The following is a 16,679-nucleotide window of genomic DNA, read 5'->3' as shown; positions in this document are numbered from 1 at the left end:
AGTACGAAAGCGCCGACTTTCGGTTAGCCTAACCTAATCGTACGGACCCGAAAAGTCTTCGTTGCGTCATCGAGATCACGCGCGGAGCGTCGCGCCGCCGTCGACGTAGAGGTTCTGCATCGTGATGTGCCGCGCGCGATCGGAGGCCAAAAACAGGACGGCGTCGGCGATATCGGCGGGTTCCGCCATCCGGCCCAGTGGTATGCCGACGCGGTATTGCTCCGGATTTCCCGCGATGACACGGTCCGCGCCGTTTTCGTCCGTCCACAGTAGACGCTGCATGTCGGTGTCGGTCGAGCCGGGCGAGACGATGTTGCAGCGAATGCCGGAACCGGCGAGTTCGAGCCCGAGACAGCGGGTCAGCATCGTCGCCGCGGCCTTCGAAGCGGCGTACGCGGCCATCCCGCTGCGTGGGACTCCCGCCGCGTTCGACCCGACCGTCACCAGCACACCGCTCCGGCGGGGCAACATCCGGCGGGAAATCTCGCGGAGCACGGTGAAGACGCCGGTGGAGTTGACCGCGAAGGTCGCCGCCCAGTCCTCGTCGCTCGTGTCGCAGACGGACCCGGGCTTCAGCACACCCGCGACGGACGCCCCGATGCCGATCGGCCCGAGTTCGTTTTCGACCTCGCCGACCACCCGCGCGACGGCGGCGGGATCCCCGACGTCCGCGACGAACGAGGCCACCCCGTCCCGGGAAGCGCTTTCGACCAGGTCCACCGCCGCCACGATCGCGCCGGCCTCGGCGAGCCCGTCCACGACGGCCGCCCCGATCCCGCGCGCGCCTCCGGTGACGAGCGCGACCTTGCCCTCGATCCCCTCCACGCCACAACCACCCCACGTCCGTTTGCTTAGCCTTGCCTAAGCTAGCGGGCGGAACCGGACAAAGCGAGGGACCGACACCGGTGATTCGGGCCACTCCTTCTTGGGCCCTGGACGGCAAAATTGCCGTCGTGCGCGCGGTGCGTGTGTGCTTGGCCGCGGTCCGTGAAGTGCCGACGCAGCACCGGCACCGAGTTGGTCGAAGTGGTCGTGAGTGGCGATTCGTGTTTCGAACCCGAAACGCCACTCACGACCACCTGTACCGAGACGGTGGCTTCGCGTGATTGGGCGGACGGCACGTGTGATCCACGGACGACACACGTGATCAGATGGACGACACGCTCCCGGCGAAGCTTTCGCCGTGAGTCGTCCGTCCGATCACGTGTGCCGTCCATCCAGTCACGCAAGACCGCCAGTAGGTACTCAGGACACGGTTGGTTCTGACCCGAATCGCCACTCACGACGCGTTCGGCGGGCTCATTGCCGGCGCCGGGGCTCGCCTGAAGTACATGAAGGACCCCTTCCTGTACCTAGGCGCAAGGAAGGGGGCCTTCATGTACTTGGGCAGCTAAGACGCTCTTGGCCCTAAACCGAATCGCCACTCACGCCCCCTAGCCAGGCAAGGGACAAGTCAATGGACCGCGCACGGATCCCCCGCCCCGCAACGTGATCTGCGCGCTTCCACCGAAGGAATCCCTGGCCGTGCACACGATCTGATCGACCGCCTTCGACGACAACCCGGCGACGCCGACCGACAGCGTCACCGTGACCCCGTTCGGCGCGGGCGTCTGGTCCAGCACCGCCGTGCCGGTCGGGACTTCCGTGGTGTACTGCCGTTCCCGCTCGCTCTCGTCCGGTCCGGCGGCGAGCAGGTCGACGGGGCTCGCCGGGGGCAGCTCCTCGGCGAGCGGGCGCAGCACCCTGACCGGTTGCCCACCGGACAGGAAGTAGAGCACCGCGGCGTTGGCGGGTCCCACCGGTGCGGGCGCGCCGGCGATCACGGCACTGGGCCGGACGCCGCAACCCGAGACCGTCGAGACGAGCAGAAGTGCCGCGAGCCAGGTCTTCCTCATGCTGTCCCTCCCCGCCGGGGCAAGCGCAGGGTGAACACGGCGCCACCGTCGGTACCGTTGGCCGCGCTCAACATCCCGCCGTGCAGACGGGCGTTCTCCCAGGCGATCGCCAGCCCGAGTCCGCTGCCGCCGGACCTCGCCCTCGCCGAATCCGCCTTGTAGAACCGGTCGAACACGTGCGGCAGCACCTCGGGCGCCAGTCCGGGACCGCGATCCGAGACCTCCACCGTGATCTGCTCCCCCGCTTCGGAAAGCCGGAGCGAGACCGGCTTTTCCCCATGCCGCAACGCGTTCCCGACCAGATTCGCCACGATGACGTCCACCCGCCGGGGATCCCACTCGGCGAAGATCCCGGAGGGCAGGTCTCCCTCCACCTCGCCCGTCCAGCCCCGGATGCGCAGGCTCGCCGTGATCACCTCGGCGACGTCGACCTCTTCCGGGGCCAGGGCGGCGGCCCCGGCGTCGAAGCGGGAGACCTCGATGAGGTCGTTCACCAGCCGGGTCAGGTTGTGCGTCTCCTCGATGCTCATCTTCGCCGCGCGCCCGGCGTCCCCCGGCAGACTCGACGCCTCCTGCTCCAGCACGTCCGCGACCGCGGTCATCGCGGCCAGCGGGGTGCGCAGTTCGTGCGAGACGTCAGCGACGAACCGCCGCGCGTCGGCTTCCATCCGTTCCAGCTCCCCGACGTGGCGTTCCAGCGATTCGGCCGTCTCGTTGAACGTCCGCGCCACCCCGGCCAGTTCGTCCGAGCCGCGGACGCTGATCCGGGCCCGCAGGTCGCCCTCGCCCAGCCGCTTCGCCGCGTCACCCAGTTCCCGCACCGGCCGCAGGACACCGCGGGCGGCCAGCAGCGCCAGCCCGATGGCGAAAACGAGCGCCACGCCGCCGATCAGCCACGCCCGCGTGGCGAGTTCGTCGATACTCGTCGCCTCCGGCACCATGCTGCGCGCGATGTAGGCCTCGATACCCGAATCCCGTTGCTGCCCACCGGGAAGCAGCACCGTGAACCTCGTGCCCACCACCAGCATCGGCGTGCCCCCGGAGTCGACCCGTTGCCAGGCGACGTTTCCGGCCCGGACCCGCTCGCGAAGCTCCGGCGAGATCAAGGACCGCATCTGCTGGTTCCCGCTGGCCCTGTCCTCGAACAGGACCAAGGAGCTCAGCTGACGATCGGACAGTTCGCCGCTGATCCGGCTCAGCGTCCCGTCCCCCGGGGGCAGCGGGCCGAGGGGGAACAGCGCGGTGGCCTTGTCGACCAGCACGCGGGCGGTGGCGTCCTGAGCCTGCTGGAGGATCAGGGTCCGGGATTGGACGTAGCCGCCTCCGGCGACTGTCGCCGCGGTGATCACGACCAGCAGGCTGAAAGCCAGGAGCAGGCGGGTGCGCAGACCCCCAAGCTTCACAGCGGCCCGAACCGGTAGCCGAACCCGCGGACCGTCTGCACGTACACCGGCGCGGACGAATCGTCCTCGATCTTCGCGCGCAGCCGCTGCACACAGGCGTCGACGACGCGGGAATCGCCGAAGTAGCCGTGCTCCCACACGCTTTCCAGCAGATACTGGCGGCTGAGCACCCGGCCGGGGACCTGGGTGAGTTCGAGCAGCAACCGCAGTTCGGTCGGGGCGAGGGCGAGCGGCTTGTCCGCCTTGGTCACCGTCAGCCCGGCACGGTCGATGCCGAGATCGCCGTGACGCTCGATCTCGACGGGCGCGGGTACCGCGGGCGCCGGTTGCCCGGTGCGGCGCAGCACCGCGCGGATCCTGGCCTCCAATACCTGGGCCCTGGCGGGTTTGACCACGTAGTCGTCCGCGCCGGCGGCGAGCCCGGCCACCACGTCGATGTCCTCGTTGCGCGCGGTGAGCATGATGATCGGCAGATCGCCCGCCGCGCGGATGCGGCGGCAGACCTCGAAGCCGTCGAGTCCGGGCAGCATGAGGTCCAGCACGACGATGTCCGGCGGCCGTGACGCGAGCCGGGCGAGGCCCTCCTCGCCGGTGGCCACCGCGTCGACCGCGTGGCCGCGTCCGCCCAGCGCCATGCTGAGCCCGTCACGCACGGCTTGGTCGTCCTCGATGAGCAGCACCCTGGGCATGCCGACGACTATCGCAGCGCCGGACGGAATCCGCTCGTCCATGACACGCCATGGTGCCCGCCCTGTTTCCGCGGAACGTCCACGGAATGTCATCGTTGCGTCACGACGTGATCCGTGCGGAACGGTGACATTTTCGTCGGCGTCCGCGCACTTCGCCGCGATCGGGTTCGGACAGGCGGCGGCGACCGTTGACGGCATGAAAGAACTCGTGTTCGCGGCGATCACCCGCGTCCTCGCGGTACTGCTGCTGATCCCGGCGTGGCTGGCCTCCCCCGGTCAGGCCCGCCGTCTCGCCTGCGGATGGGCGTTGTCGCTGCGCTTCCCCGCCGAGAACCTCGCCGGGCTCACCTCCGGAACGCTCGCCGCGTTCACCGACGCCAGAACCGAGGCGTTCTGGCGGCATCGCACACTCCTCGGCGTCACCTCGGGACATCGCGACGCCGCCGAGCAGCATCGGCTGTTCCTCGCCGAGGCCGGACGAAAGCGGGTCCTGCCGCCGAAGGATTCCGCGCACGTCCGAGGCACCGCGCTGGACGTCCGGCCGCGCGAGGGCGCGCAGTGGCTGGAAGACCACGGCGCCCGCTTCGCGCTCTACCGGATCTACGACAACGAATGGTGGCATTTCGAGTACCGGCCCGGCGAGGCTCCGCCCGCGCGGTTGCCGCATCCGGGCTGGCAGGCCGGTGTCACCCGGTGACGGTGATCCGTGGCGCCAGCGCCGCCAGGAAGGCCGGCGCGTCGAAGATCTCGCCCGCCGACACGACCCCGGTGGCCTTGACCCGCCCGTCGAGCACACGCTGGACGGCTTCCACCACCAGCGGTGCCGTGATCGCGTAGATGTCCTGGCCCCGCGCGACGATCCGCCGTTCCTCCCCGCCGGACCGCACGACGACGTCGACCACGAACTCCTCGGCGGACGGGCCCTCCGCGGCACGTGTCGGCGTCTCGGGCGTCACCACCTCACGGGCCGCGTTCACGGTCATGTACGTGGTCACCTCGGGGATGTCGAGGTGGCTCGGGACGGTGACGACGTCGGCCATCGTGAACTCGCCGAGCACGGCACGGGTCCCGAACGGCGCGGGGAAGTCCCAGTCCAGTTCCGGCAGCGCGTCCTCGCGGCGTTCGATCCGGCCACCGGAGAACCGGATCCGCTTGCCGTCACGCCGTTCCCGCGAAACCTTGCCCGCCGCGCGGGTCCCCTCCGTCGGATGCCAGCTGCTCAGCGCGTACGCGATATGCGCTTCGTCCGCGGAAGTCCACTCGCCCATCGCGGCGGTGACCATCAGGTCGCCGAGCCCGCCGAAGAACGCCATCGCCGGGATCACCGTCGCTCCCCCGGCACGGTCGCCGAAGTCCGCGAAGGTGTCCATGTTCGCTTCGAGTTCCGCGGCCACATCCAGGTACGGGACGCCGGCCCGCAGCGCTGCTTCGATCACCGGTGCGGCGGTGTCGGCGAACGGCCCGGCCGCGTTGATCACCGCGTCCGCGCCTGCGAACGCGCGGTCGAGCGAAGCCGGGTCGTCGACCGAAGCCCGGTGGATCTCGACGTCGGACCAAGGCAGGGCGCGCAGTTTGGCCCCGTCGCGCCCGACCGCGAGTACGCCGAAGCCCCGCTCGCGCAATTCCGCCACCACGAACCGCCCGGTGTGCCCGTAGGCCCCGAACACCGCGACGTCGTACGTACCCATGGTTTCTCCTGCCCTCGGTCGATCCACTGTGGACCATCCTGTAGGCGGAGCCCGCCGATCGACAGTGTCCGGAACGCCATCATGCGTACACTTTCGGACGTGAGTACGGTCGCCCTCGCCGCCACGGACGGCATGCTGCAGTTCGAGCTGTCCATCGCCCACGAGGTCTTCGACACGGGTCTGTACGAATTCGGGGTCTACGGCGCGGAGCCGGTGAAGGTCGGGCGCTTCCTGCTCGAACCGGATCACGGGCTCGATCGCCTCGCGCGCGCCGGCACCGTCATCGTCCCCGGCTGGGCCGACATCGACGTCGATCCGCCCGCGGACCTGGTCGAGGCCGTCCGTGCCGCCCACGAAGCGGGCGCGCGGGTCGCCTCCCTGTGCACGGGCGCGTTCGTCCTGGCGGCCGCCGGCCTGCTCGACGGCCGCCGCGCGACCACGCATTGGGCGCACACCGACGTCCTCGCCGCCCGGTATCCCTCGGTCGAGGTCGATCCCGACGTCCTCTACGTCGACAACGGCAGCGTGCTGACCTCGGCGGGCAAGGCCGCCGCGATGGACCTGTGCCTGCACCTGGTCCGTCGCGACCACGGTTCGGCGGTCGCGAACACCGTCGCCCGCCGTCTGGTCGTCCCGCCGCACCGCGCGGGCGGGCAGGCCCAGTTCGTCACCACCCCGGTGCCCGACCAGGACGACCATCCGCTCGGCGGGCTGCTCCCCTGGATCACCGAACGGCTGGACCGGCCGCTGACCGTCGAGGACCTCGCCCGGCAGGCCAGCATGAGTTCCCGCAACCTGGCCCGGCATTTCCGGTCGGCGACCGGGACGACGCCGCTGCGCTGGCTGCTGACCCAGCGCATCCGCCGCGCGCAGGAACTCCTGGAGCGGACCGACGACAGCGTCGACCTGATCGCGGAGGCCACCGGGATGGGCACCGCCGCGACGTTGCGGCGGCACTTCAACCGGACGGTCGGTGTGCCGCCGGACAGCTACCGCCGCACCTTCCGCGCGGCTGGCGCAGCCGTGCCGTGATCAGGTCCGCGACGGCCGCCATCCCTGCCTCGTTCGGGTGGTACGGCACGCGGCCCTGCGCGGTCGTGTAGCGCTCCATCCACGGAACGGCGGCGCAGGCGTCGTGGTCGGCGCTCGCCGCGGCCGCCGGGATCAGGGAGGCCCGCTCGTCGCGCGCCGCCCGCCGGGTCGCCGCCGCCAGCCGGTCCGCGACCTCGCGTTCGAAGGCGAGTTGCTCCGGCGTGAGCGGAACGCCGTCGCAGGCGGGCCTGTCGCCCGGAACGATCGTCAGGTAGTCGACGACCAGCACCCGTGCCCGCGGCGCGCGCCGATGGACCGCCGCGATGACGGCGCCGATCTTCTCGTGCACCGTGGTGAGCGCCGTGCGGACGGCGTTCCGGTCGACCTGGCCGCAGTTCGTGCCGCCTGTGTTCTGGCAGCCGTAGGTGAACAGGCTCCCGACGTAGCCGACGTCGTTGCCGCCGATGGTGATCGTCACGAGCCGGGTGTCCCGGGTGACGGCCTCGATCTGCGGCGGCTGCCCGGACTGTCCGGCGGTGAGGATGTTCGCCGTCGTCGCGCCGCTGCAGGTGACATCGGTGAGGGCCAGACCGCGTTGCCCGGCGACGAGACTCGCGTAGTTCTTCGTCGAACGTCCGCACGCCGCCGGGGTTCCGGGCCGCTGCGGCGGGATTCCCGGCCCCGCCGCGAAGGAACTGCCCATCGCGACATAGCGGGCAGGTGCGTCCGCCTGCGCGGGCGGAGTGGCCAGAAGAGCGACCGAGGCCGCGGCGAGCACCGCGGCGGATATCCGCTTGAACATGTCGAACCCCTTATCTCGTAAAGGTGACCGGTTCCGGTCCCGCGATGCCGTCGATGGCACCGAGGGCGAGCAGATCTTCGGGGCGTGGCTTCAGCGCGTCGGCGAGGGCGGGGACGTCCTCGTGGCCCCGCTTGAGGATCCCGGCCGCCAGTTCCGGGGCGATGACGGAGAAACAGGCGTCCGGGGTGAGCCAGATCCGGTCCGCCGAACAGAAGGCGAGCGCGCCGCCCGATCCTCCCTCGCCGATCACCAGGGTGGTGATCGGCATCTCGGCCGCCGCGATCGTGCCGAACAGCTCGGCGATCGCGTTCCCGGCGCCGCCGGTCTCCGCGGCCGGATCGGCGGCGGCGCCCGGGGTGTCGACGAGCGTCAGCACCGGCAGCCCCAGCCGGTCGGCGAGGCGGATCAGCCGGGTCGCCGACCGGAAACCGCCGGGGGTGGTCGGTGTCCCGGTCTGCGCCGCGAACGCGATCGCCCGTCCACCCCGGCCGCCGATCCCGCAGACGGCGCCGTCGTCGATGCCGCCCCGGAGGGTGACGCGAGTGTCGAAGTAGTCGTCGAGATAAGCGTCCGCGCGGGGCCGGTCCGCCGACCGGGCGCGCTGGACGGCCTGCCAGCCGTCCGGCGCGGGTTCCAGGGTGCCGAGCGCACGAGGCAGATCAGCCGGACGGTTCCGGGAACCGCCCGTCAGCAGACCGAGCCAGACCTCCAGCCGGTCGGCGATCGCGTCCTCGGTCACCAGTTCGTCGACATAGCCGGCCGCGTACTGGCTTTCCGCCGTATAAGCGGGATCGTCGGCGTACCACGGCGGCCGGACCCGGCGTCCGGCGAAGCCCACCTGGGCGCCGGGCACGGCGAGCACGACATCGGCGTCGGCGCCGAGGGACGCCCACACGCCGCCGGTGGTGGGGTGTCGCGCGACGGTGATGTGCGGCAGGCCTTCTTGCCGCAACCGCGCGAGACCGCGGGCGATCCGTTGCAGTTGCCGCAGCGCGGGAACGCCTTCCTGCATCCGCGTGCCGCCCGTGGACAGCAGCGAAACGACGGGCAGCCGGTGCGCGCAGGCCTGATCGAGCGCCTCTTCGAGCAGCGCGCCGGTCCCGGTGCCGACCGAGCCGCCGAGGAAGCCGAACTCGAAACGGATCGTCACGACCTCGTGGCCGCCGAATTTCGCGCGCTCCCAGGCGACCGACTCGTCCGTGCCCGTGCGTTCCGTGGCACGGGCCAGGGAATCGGCGTAACCGTCCCAGCCCAGCGGGTCAGTCATGGAGCGCCCGCTTGAGGACCTTGCCCATCTCGTTGCGGGGCAACGCTTCCAGGTAGTGCACCACCCGCGGCCGCTTGTGCGGTGACAGCAGTCCGGCGACGTGGTCGGCGAGTTCGGCCGCCGTCGGCTTGTCCGCGGCGGGGACGATCCAGGCCACGATGCGCTCGCCGAGGTCGTCGTCCGGCTCCCCGGTGACGGCCGCTTCGGCGACCCCCGGATGTTCCAGGAGCGCGTTCTCGATCTCGCCCGCGCCGATCTTGTAGCCGCCGCTCTTGATCAGGTCGGTGGCGCGGCGGCCGACGATGCGCACGTACCCGTCCGGATCGCGGATCGCCATGTCGCCGGTCTTGAACCAGCCGTCGTGCAGCGCGGCTTCCGTGGCGTCCGGCCGGTTCAGGTAGCCGAGGAACAGGTTCGGTCCGCGGACCTCGATCTCGCCGACCGTCTCGCCGTCGAGCGGTTCACCGGCGTCGTCGACCAGCCTCAGTTCGACACCGGGCACCGGCGGGCCGACCGCACCGGGCCGCCGGTCCCCCGTGGCGCGGACACCGCAGTTCATCAGTGTCTCGGTCATGCCATAGCGTTCGACGACGCGCTGCCCGGTCGCGGCGGTGATCCGCTCGTGGTCGGTCGCGGGCAGGGCCGCCGAACCCGACACGAGCAGCCGCGCCGAGCCCACCCCGGCGGCCAGCGCGGGATCGGCCTCGCAGTCGGCCGCCAGCCGGTGATACATCGTCGGGACACCGAAGAGCATCGTCCCTTCCCCGGCGAGTTCCTTCGCGGCCGCTTCGCTCGAGAACCGCCCGAGGTGATGCAGCGAGCCGCCCCGCCGCAGCGGACCGACCACGCCCAGGATCAGGCCGTGCACGTGGAAGAGCGGGAGGGCGTGCACGAGGACGTCGGTTTCGGTCCAGTCCCAGATCTCGGCGAGCGCGTCGAGATTCGACGCCACCGCGCGACGCGGGAGCAAGACGCCCTTCGGTGGGCCGGTGGTGCCCGACGTGTAGATGACGAACGCCGGAGCCTCCGGATCCGGTTCGTCGCCTCGCCACGGCGTGCCCGCGACGTCGAGCTCGACCGGAACACGTTGCAGCGCACCGAGTTCCGGCGGCAGCGCGAACTCCGGCTCGGCCAGCACCAGATCCGGCGCGCTGTCGGCGACGATATGCGCCAGTTCGCGTGATCCGGCCTTCGGGTTGATCGGCACCACCGGGACTCCGGCGGTCAGCGCGGCGACGATCGCGACACAGGTCCGCAGCGACGGTGTCGCCCACACCGCGACCCGTGTGCGACCGGCCAGCCCGGCGGCGATCGGGCCCGCGACGGACGCGAGTTCGCCGTAGGTCAGGGATTCGTCACCGAAGCGCAGGGCGACGCGGTCGTTCCCGGCGGTCAGTCCGGACAGCATGGATCTCCTCCTCAGCCCCAGTTGGGCACGACGAACACGAGCCAGGCGATCAGGGGCACGACGGCCACCACGAGCGCCCCGTAGACCAGAAGTTGTTTGAAGAACTTGTCGCGGTCGACGTCCTTCGCGTTGGCGAGGACGAGCGCGCCGTTGGTGGAGAAGGGACTGACGTCCACCATCGTCGCCGAGACCGCGAGGGCGGCGATCATGCCGACCGGACCGATCGTGCCCTGCGCCAGGAACGGGACGGCGAGCGGGATCAGCGCGCCCATCAGCCCGACCGAAGACGCGAAGGCCGAGACGACACCGCCGATGTAGCACAGGAGGAGCGCCGCGAGCAGCGGGATCCCCACGGTGGTGACCGCGTTGCCGACGTAGTCGATGGTACCGATCTCCTTCAGCACCGCCACGTAGGTCAGCACGCCGCAGATCAGCAGCACGGTCGGCCAGGTGATCTCCGAGACCGCGGAACGGCTGGTCTTGGGCCACGCGACGCTGAGCAGGACGGCGACGGTGATCGCGGTCAGCCCGGGGTCGAGATCGAACACCAGGGTGCCGACGACGAGCGCGATCAGCCCGGTCAGCGTCACGATCTTGGGGCCGTCCAAGGGAATGCGCTGCTCGTGCGGCAGCGGCTCCTCGTCGGTCTCGGCTCCGCCCGCGCCCGCCGTGACGAGCTGGCGGCGCCGCAGTTTGGTCCCGCCGAGGACGACGAAGAGGACGCCCGCGATGGCGAGGTTCATGCCCAGGCTGGCGAAGAACAGGACCACGGGGCTGCCGGCGATGTGGTTGCGTTCGACGATCCCGTTGACGATCGAGCCGTAGACGCTGATCGGCGAGAATCCGCCGCCCTGCGCGCCGTGCACCACCATGGCGCCCATGAGCAGCGGGCTGATCTTGTAGCGGGCGGCGAAACCGAGCGCGATCGGCGCGACGATCGCGCAGGCCGCCGGACTCACCGCGCCGATCGCGGTCAGCGCGCCGGTGACCACGAACATCACCCACGGGATGAGCGCGATCCGGCCGCCGACCAGCCGGACGGCCGCGGCCACCAGCCAGTCGGTGGTGCCGTTGGCCCTGGCGATGGCGAACAGGTAGGTGACCCCCACCAGTACCACGAAGATGTCGCCGGGGAAACCGGCGAAGATGCCGTCGGTGTCCAGTCCACCGGCGAGGGTTCCGACGAGGAACGCGCCGGCGAAGGCCAGCGCCCCCATGTTGATCGAGCGGGTCGTGGCGAGCGCGAAGATCACCACGAGGACGAGGATCGAGATCAGCTGGGCGGACATGACCGTCCTCCTTGACGGCGGGAGCCCCCTGGCGAGTGGCCGAGTGGACTAGTGGCTGAGCCACTTTCCCTGCGAGTGGCTCAGCCTGTCAAGGGATGAGTGGTAAATTGGCTGAGCCACTTGTCCAGTCAAGGGAGGGAACCGAGTGCCGGAGGCGTTGAGCCGGTTGAACCGGGCGAAGCTCTACGAGCAGGTCGTCGAGCGGATCAAGGCGCACGTCGAGGAGTCCGGCCTGCACGCGGGAGACAAGCTCCCCAGCGAACGCGATCTCGCCGAGCGGCTAGGGGTCAGCCGCGCGTCGATCAAGCAGGCGATCGTCGTGCTCGAAGTGCAGGGGCTGCTGGAGTCACGCCACGGTGGGGGCACCTACCTGCGGAACGATCATCTCGACGTCGAGCCGGTCGACGAACTCGTCGCCCGTCGCAGCCGGCTTCCGGAAGTGCTCGAAGCCCGGGAAGCGATGGAGACCAAGCTGGCGGAACTGGCCGCGCTGCGGCGATCGGACGAGGATCTCGCCGCCATCGACGCGGCACTGAAGTTCATGAAGTCCGAGATCGAGGACGGCGGGCACGGCGCCGAAGGCGACCGCCGGTTCCACGAAGCGATCACCGCCGCCGCGAACAACGCCCTCCTCGCCGAGTTCATGCGCTCGATCGACACGCAGATCGCGGAAAGCCGGAACGAGTCGCTGCGGCAGCCCGGCAGGCCGTGGCGTTCGCTGAGCCAGCACCAGAAGATCGCCGAGGCGATCAGGGCGGGCGCCCCGAAGGCGGCCGCGAACGCGATGCGGCAGCACGTCCAGACCGTCAGCAAGGTCCGCCTGCTGACCTGGGATCCGCAGGCCGACTAACGCACGAGGACACCCTTGTGCAGGGTTGGCCGTTTCGCGTGACTGGACGGACGACACGCGTGATTGGTTGGACGACACGGCGAGTCGTCCCTCTGGACACGCGTGTCGTCCCGCTGATCACGTGTGTCGTCCATCCGCGCACTGCGGAAGGTGCCGAAAACCGGGACCCGGCGATCAGGGCGACAGGACCTTGCCCAACCGCCGCAGCCCTTCGGCGATCGTCTCCGGCCCGTGCGAGGCGAACGACAGCCGCAGCGCCGACCGGTCCGGCTCCCCCACCTGGAACGCCGAGCCCGGCACGTAAGCGACGTCGTGACGCAACGCCTCGGGCAGCAGCCGGTCCGTGTCCGCACCACTGGGAAGGGTGACCCAGACGAACATCCCGCCGTCCGGGTCGGTCCACGTCGTTCCGTGCGGCGTGATCGCGGGTAGTTCGGCCATCATCGCATCCCGGCGCACGCGGTAGGTCGCGCACAGCCGCCGCACGTGCGCGTCGAGGTCCGCGGCGGCCAGATACTCGGCCGCGGCCGCCTGATCGATGGTCGACGTGTGCAGATCGGTCGCCTGCTTGAGGATTGTGACGCGCCGCAGGAGCTCATTCGGTGCTCGGAACCAGCCCAGCCGCATCCCCGGGGAGATCACCTTCGAGAAGGTGCCGAGGTAGATCGTGCGCCCGGCGAGCTCCGGGCGGGCCGACAGCGGTTCCTCGCGTTCGCCGCGATATCTGAGTTCGTGATAGGGGTCGTCCTCGACGAGCCAGAACCCGTGGCGCGCGATCACTTCCGCGAGCGCACGCCGCCGCTCCGGGCTGACCGTGCGCCCGGACGGATTCGAGAACGTCGGGACGAGATACAGCAGCGAAGGCCGTTCCCTGGCGGCGATCTCGTCCAGCGCGACCGGGTCGATCCCTTCTTCGTCACCGGGGACGGGCACGATCCGCGCCTCGGCGAGCTGGAAGCACTGCAACGCCGAGAGGTACACCGGCTCCTCCACCAGCACGGTGGCGCCGGGGTCGAGCAACGCGGTGCTCAGCAGTTGCAGACCCTGCTGCGAACCCGTGGTGATCAGGAGATCGTCCACAGTGGTCGGGACTCCGCGACCGGACAGCCGCTCCGCGAGCAGCTCACGCAGCCGCGGATTCCCTTCGGTGGGCGAATACTGCAGGGCGCGCTGGGCGGGCCCGTCCGCGAGCGCCCGGTCGAAGGCGGCACGGAGGCCGTCCACATCGAACAGTTCCGGCGCGGGCACGCCGCCGGCGAACGAGATCACGCCCGGACGGGCGGTGAGCGCGAGCAGGTCGCGCACGGGAGAACTGGTGACGCCGTCCATACGACGGGCGAGGGGAAGAGACATGGAAGCTCCTCGGGAGAAACGTGCGGCTCCAGTGCAGCAGCCGGGGATCTTCCCGTGCGAGCAGGCAACTACCGCCACGATAGCAGTTTCGCCTGCCCTAGGCTGTTGTTCGTGCCACTCGTGGAAATCACCTACGCGCCCCACCTTCCCGAAGCCACACTGCGCGAACTCGGCTCGGTCCTGCCGCATCTCGTGTCCGTCGCGGTGGAATGCCCCGAGGAGCCCTACGACGGCGACCTCCAGCCGGGCGACGTGGAACTGCGCTTCCGCACCCCGGGACCGTTCGACCGCTTCGGACTCGGCCTTCTCGTCGAGGTCCGCTCGAAGTGGTTCCCGAGCCGGGCGGACAACCGTCAGGAGCGGGTGGACCTGCTGCGCACGAGCATCGAGTCCGCGACCGGCGTCGACGACGTCGGTGTGTATCTCGCGCTGCCCGTCGCGGCCTGGTCGCAGTCGGACTAGCCCTCCCCGAACACGTGCCGCCGGACGAACGGGCTCCGGAACTTGCCGTCCGGGTCCAGTTCGGTGGCCAGCGCCCGGAAATCACCCAGCTTCGGGTAATCGGCCGCGCGGTGGAACAGCTTCCCCCAATGCGGCCGGACGTCGAACGGCGCCAGCCGGTCCTCCATGACGGGCAACAGCGCCCGGACCGCGTCCTCGTCCGGCAGCCAGGTGAAATGCAGCGCCACCCGGTCGCCGCCGTGGAACGGGCTGAGCCACAGCTCGTCTCCCGCGACCGTGCGGATCTCCGAGGTGAGCAGGGCGGGTGCCAGGCGGTCGCCGATGGCGCGCATCGCCTCCATCGCCGCGACGGCGTGCCGGACGGGCACGAAGTACTCGGTCTGGAGCTCGTTCCCGATACTGGGCGTGAAATCCAGGCGGAAATGCGGGATCCGTTCGTGCCACGGCCCGGTCACCCCGAGCTGCCGCGTGCAGTTGTCCGCCGGGATGCCCGCCGCGTGGGCCGGATGCCGCGGCCCGTCCGCCGCCTTCGCGCCGAAGAAGTCCGCGCCCGGCCGCCCGGGCCCCTTGACCCAGACCTGGTCGACCTCGTCGCGGGCCCAGTTCGTGAACAGGCTGACGCTGTAACCCGCGTCCTGGATCTCGTCGAAGTGCTCGTACACCGACTCCCAGGGCAGGCCGTCGAAGACGTCCTGGCGGAGATCGAAGGCCGGCACCAGATCGAGGGTCAGCCGCGTCACCACACCCAGCGCGCCGAGCCCGACGACGACCCCGTCGTGCCGGGAGTACTCCTTCACCTCGCCGTCGGCGGTGACGAGCTCCAAACCGGACACGGCGGACGCGAGGCTCTGGTTACGCCGCCCGGAACCGTGGGTCGCCGTCGCGACAGTGCCCGCCACGGTGCAATGCGGCAGCGAAGCGAGGTTGGCCAGCGCGAAACCGGCCGCGTGCACTTGGACGGCGACGTCGCCGTAGCGGGCCGCCGCGGGCACCGTGACCGTCGCCGACTCCGGGTCGACGACGACCTCCGTGCCGAGCGCGGACAAATCGATCAGGACACCACCCGGACAATCCGCGATGTCGTTGAAGCAGTGCCTGCTGCCGAGAGCCTTGACCGCGACCGCACGGGCGACCGTTTCCCGGACCTCGTCGAGATCGCGCGGGCGAAGGATCCGCTCCGCGGTGAAGGTCTGATTGCCCGCCCAGTTCGTCTCGCCCACCAGGCCCAGCCTAGATTGCCGAGGTCGGCTCGACACCGAGGAGGTTCACGCTGACCGGCATTCCCGGCGAGATGCTGTCCATCGCGCTCCTGCTGATCGTCCTGGCCTTCGCGGTGATCCGGCCACGCGGCCTCCCGGAGGCGGTCGCCGCCGTCCCCGCCGCCGGGATCGTGCTGGTGGCGGGTGCGATCTCGTTCCCCGACGCCCTCGACGAGGTCACCAGGCTCGCGCCGGTCGTCGGCTTCCTCGCCGCGGTGCTCGTCCTGGCCAAACTGTGCGACGACGAAGGGCTGTTCCAAGCGGCGGGAACGCTCATGGCGCGGTTCAGCCGGGGGAAGCCTCGACGGCTGCTGCCCGCGGTGTTCGCGGTCGCGGCGGCGGTCACCGTGGTGCTCAGCCTGGACGCCACCGTCGTCCTGCTGACCCCCGTCGTGTTCGCCACCGCCGCACGGATGGGCGCGCGGGCCAAACCGCACGCCTACGCCTGCACGCATCTGGCGAACTCGGCCTCGTTGCTGCTGCCGGTGTCCAACCTGACCAATCTGCTCGCCGTCGCCGCGACCGGGATCTCGTTCCTGCGGTTCACCGCGCTGATGACCTTGCCCTGGCTCGCGGCGGTCCTCACCGAATACCTGGTGTTCCGCCGGTTCTTCGCCGCCGACCTGGCGGCCCGGCCGCGGGGCGGGAAGGTCGTCACGGCCGGGAAGGTCCCGACGTTCGTCCTGGTCGTGCTCGGGCTGACGCTGGCGGGTTTCGTCGTCACGTCGCTGATGGACGTCAGCCCCGCGTGGGCCGCGTTCGCCGGAGCCGCCGTCCTTGCCTGCCGCGCGCTCGCGCGGCGGCGGACCTCCCCCGCCACGATCGTCCGCTCGGCGAGCATCCCCTTCGTCGCTTTCGTGCTGGCGCTGGCGATCGTGGTCCGCGCCGTGGTCGACAACGGACTGGACGAGGCGCTCGGCCATCTGATGCCGACGTCGACTTCGTTCCTCGCCCTGCTCGGTGCCGCCGCGGTGGCGGCCGTACTCGCCAACCTGATCAACAACCTGCCCGCGGTGCTCGTGCTGCTGCCGCTGGCCACCGCGGGCGGGACACCGGTGGTGCTGGCCGTGCTGATCGGGGTCAACCTCGGCCCGAACCTCACCTACGTCGGCTCGCTGGCGACGTTGTTGTGGCGGAGGATCCTGCACCGGCACGACACCCGGCCCGATCTCGGCGAGTTCACGCGGCTCGGGCTGCTGACCGTTCCGGCGTCCATCGTGCTCGCCGTCGCCGGCCTGTGGCTCGGCCTCGCCTTGACTTCCACTCAGTGAGAACATGAGCG

16 protein-coding genes are annotated in these 16,679 nt (G+C 70.5%); 5 read left to right on the top strand and 11 right to left on the bottom strand.

Annotated elements, in window-relative coordinates:
• Nucleotides 1–75 precede the first annotated feature (75 nt).
• From dhbA to ACSMFO_RS00760, 4 genes are all read right to left on the bottom strand, one after another.
• Complete coding sequence (dhbA, locus tag ACSMFO_RS00775; protein ID WP_436456359.1) at nucleotides 76–825, bottom strand: 2,3-dihydro-2,3-dihydroxybenzoate dehydrogenase; 750 nt, start codon at nucleotides 823–825, stop codon at nucleotides 76–78.
• A 608-nt stretch (nucleotides 826–1,433) separates the two neighbouring features.
• Nucleotides 1,434–1,895: a GerMN domain-containing protein gene (locus ACSMFO_RS00770; protein WP_436456358.1), complete on the bottom strand. Its 462-nt coding sequence runs from the start codon at nucleotides 1,893–1,895 to the stop codon at nucleotides 1,434–1,436.
• The gene (locus ACSMFO_RS00765; protein WP_436456357.1) at nucleotides 1,892–3,298 is read right to left on the bottom strand and encodes an ATP-binding protein; all 1,407 of its coding nucleotides are present in this window, start codon (nucleotides 3,296–3,298) and stop codon (nucleotides 1,892–1,894) included. Before ACSMFO_RS00765 ends, ACSMFO_RS00770 begins: the two co-directional genes overlap by 4 nt.
• A complete protein-coding gene (locus ACSMFO_RS00760) occupies nucleotides 3,295–4,029 on the bottom strand; it encodes a response regulator transcription factor (RefSeq protein WP_038514478.1) in 735 nt (244 codons plus the stop codon). Before ACSMFO_RS00760 ends, ACSMFO_RS00765 begins: the two co-directional genes overlap by 4 nt.
• A 154-nt stretch (nucleotides 4,030–4,183) precedes the next feature.
• Here ACSMFO_RS00760 and ACSMFO_RS00755 point away from each other — a divergent pair, with 154 nt between their 5' ends.
• Nucleotides 4,184–4,684 (top strand): D-alanyl-D-alanine carboxypeptidase, encoded by a 501-nt coding sequence (locus ACSMFO_RS00755; RefSeq protein WP_436456356.1) that lies wholly within the window; start codon nucleotides 4,184–4,186, stop codon nucleotides 4,682–4,684.
• On the opposite strand, the gene ACSMFO_RS00750 is transcribed toward ACSMFO_RS00755, so the two are convergent.
• Entirely contained in the window at nucleotides 4,674–5,675 is a 1,002-nt protein-coding gene (locus ACSMFO_RS00750; protein ID WP_436456355.1) for a saccharopine dehydrogenase family protein, read from the bottom strand. The genes ACSMFO_RS00755 and ACSMFO_RS00750 overlap by 11 nt on opposite strands.
• A gap of 81 nt (nucleotides 5,676–5,756) precedes the next feature.
• Between ACSMFO_RS00750 and ACSMFO_RS00745 the strand changes: the two genes are divergently transcribed.
• Nucleotides 5,757–6,707: a helix-turn-helix domain-containing protein gene (locus ACSMFO_RS00745; RefSeq protein ID WP_436456353.1), complete on the top strand. Its 951-nt coding sequence runs from the start codon at nucleotides 5,757–5,759 to the stop codon at nucleotides 6,705–6,707.
• Here ACSMFO_RS00745 and ACSMFO_RS00740 read toward each other — a convergent pair.
• From ACSMFO_RS00740 to ACSMFO_RS00725, 4 genes are read right to left on the bottom strand one after another with little or no spacing between them, the layout of a single operon-like run.
• Nucleotides 6,634–7,509 carry an SGNH/GDSL hydrolase family protein gene (locus ACSMFO_RS00740; RefSeq protein ID WP_436456351.1) on the bottom strand — a complete coding sequence of 292 codons (876 nt, stop codon included), beginning with the start codon at nucleotides 7,507–7,509 and terminating at the stop codon, nucleotides 6,634–6,636. The genes ACSMFO_RS00745 and ACSMFO_RS00740 overlap by 74 nt on opposite strands.
• A 10-nt stretch (nucleotides 7,510–7,519) precedes the next feature.
• Nucleotides 7,520–8,776, bottom strand: a complete 1,257-nt coding sequence (locus tag ACSMFO_RS00735; RefSeq protein WP_436456350.1) for a carboxyl transferase domain-containing protein — start codon at nucleotides 8,774–8,776, stop codon at nucleotides 7,520–7,522.
• A complete protein-coding gene (locus ACSMFO_RS00730) occupies nucleotides 8,769–10,184 on the bottom strand; it encodes an acyl-CoA synthetase (protein WP_436456348.1) in 1,416 nt (471 codons plus the stop codon). Before ACSMFO_RS00730 ends, ACSMFO_RS00735 begins: the two co-directional genes overlap by 8 nt.
• A gap of 11 nt (nucleotides 10,185–10,195) precedes the next feature.
• On the bottom strand, nucleotides 10,196–11,473 hold the full coding sequence (locus tag ACSMFO_RS00725; protein WP_436456347.1) for an SLC13 family permease: 1,278 nt from the start codon (nucleotides 11,471–11,473) through the stop codon (nucleotides 10,196–10,198).
• Between the two features lie 145 nt (nucleotides 11,474–11,618).
• Between ACSMFO_RS00725 and ACSMFO_RS00720 the strand changes: the two genes are divergently transcribed.
• The gene (locus ACSMFO_RS00720; RefSeq protein WP_073842563.1) at nucleotides 11,619–12,323 is read left to right on the top strand and encodes a FadR/GntR family transcriptional regulator; all 705 of its coding nucleotides are present in this window, start codon (nucleotides 11,619–11,621) and stop codon (nucleotides 12,321–12,323) included.
• Nucleotides 12,324–12,497: 174 nt separating this feature from the next.
• Here the strand turns inward: ACSMFO_RS00720 and ACSMFO_RS00715 are convergent, their stop codons facing one another.
• The gene (locus ACSMFO_RS00715) at nucleotides 12,498–13,676 is read right to left on the bottom strand and encodes a PLP-dependent aminotransferase family protein (protein ID WP_436456346.1); all 1,179 of its coding nucleotides are present in this window, start codon (nucleotides 13,674–13,676) and stop codon (nucleotides 12,498–12,500) included.
• A gap of 111 nt (nucleotides 13,677–13,787) precedes the next feature.
• Between ACSMFO_RS00715 and ACSMFO_RS00710 the strand changes: the two genes are divergently transcribed.
• Entirely contained in the window at nucleotides 13,788–14,138 is a 351-nt protein-coding gene (locus ACSMFO_RS00710; protein ID WP_436456345.1) for a hypothetical protein, read from the top strand.
• Here ACSMFO_RS00710 and ACSMFO_RS00705 read toward each other — a convergent pair.
• A complete protein-coding gene (locus tag ACSMFO_RS00705) occupies nucleotides 14,135–15,358 on the bottom strand; it encodes an FAD-binding protein (RefSeq protein ID WP_436456344.1) in 1,224 nt (407 codons plus the stop codon). The genes ACSMFO_RS00710 and ACSMFO_RS00705 overlap by 4 nt on opposite strands.
• A gap of 71 nt (nucleotides 15,359–15,429) precedes the next feature.
• Between ACSMFO_RS00705 and ACSMFO_RS00700 the strand changes: the two genes are divergently transcribed.
• The gene (locus ACSMFO_RS00700; RefSeq protein WP_436456342.1) at nucleotides 15,430–16,668 is read left to right on the top strand and encodes an ArsB/NhaD family transporter; all 1,239 of its coding nucleotides are present in this window, start codon (nucleotides 15,430–15,432) and stop codon (nucleotides 16,666–16,668) included.
• Nucleotides 16,669–16,679: the final 11 nt, after the last annotated feature.

Origin of the sequence: Amycolatopsis sp. w19 (assembly GCF_051373225.1) — a bacterium.
Classification (GTDB): Bacteria; Actinomycetota; Actinomycetes; order Mycobacteriales; family Pseudonocardiaceae; genus Amycolatopsis; species Amycolatopsis japonica.
Note: the sequence above shows the minus strand (reverse complement) of the source record. Positions and strands in the feature narration are given on the sequence as shown.

Excerpts from the sequence above, each read along its gene's own strand:
- ACSMFO_RS00770 (WP_436456358.1), bottom strand. The coding sequence starts at position 1,895 with ATGAGGAAGACCTGGCTCGCGGCACTTCTGCTCGTCTCGACGGTCTCG.
- ACSMFO_RS00760 (WP_038514478.1), bottom strand. The coding sequence starts at position 4,029 with ATGGACGAGCGGATTCCGTCCGGCGCTGCGATAGTCGTCGGCATGCCC.
- ACSMFO_RS00755 (WP_436456356.1), top strand. The coding sequence starts at position 4,184 with ATGAAAGAACTCGTGTTCGCGGCGATCACCCGCGTCCTCGCGGTACTG.
- ACSMFO_RS00750 (WP_436456355.1), bottom strand. The coding sequence starts at position 5,675 with ATGGGTACGTACGACGTCGCGGTGTTCGGGGCCTACGGGCACACCGGG.
- ACSMFO_RS00745 (WP_436456353.1), top strand. The coding sequence starts at position 5,757 with ATGCGTACACTTTCGGACGTGAGTACGGTCGCCCTCGCCGCCACGGAC.
- ACSMFO_RS00740 (WP_436456351.1), bottom strand. The coding sequence starts at position 7,509 with ATGTTCAAGCGGATATCCGCCGCGGTGCTCGCCGCGGCCTCGGTCGCT.
- ACSMFO_RS00735 (WP_436456350.1), bottom strand. The coding sequence starts at position 8,776 with ATGACTGACCCGCTGGGCTGGGACGGTTACGCCGATTCCCTGGCCCGT.
- ACSMFO_RS00730 (WP_436456348.1), bottom strand. The coding sequence starts at position 10,184 with ATGCTGTCCGGACTGACCGCCGGGAACGACCGCGTCGCCCTGCGCTTC.
- ACSMFO_RS00725 (WP_436456347.1), bottom strand. The coding sequence starts at position 11,473 with ATGTCCGCCCAGCTGATCTCGATCCTCGTCCTCGTGGTGATCTTCGCG.
- ACSMFO_RS00715 (WP_436456346.1), bottom strand. The coding sequence starts at position 13,676 with ATGTCTCTTCCCCTCGCCCGTCGTATGGACGGCGTCACCAGTTCTCCC.
- ACSMFO_RS00700 (WP_436456342.1), top strand. The coding sequence starts at position 15,430 with ATGCTGTCCATCGCGCTCCTGCTGATCGTCCTGGCCTTCGCGGTGATC.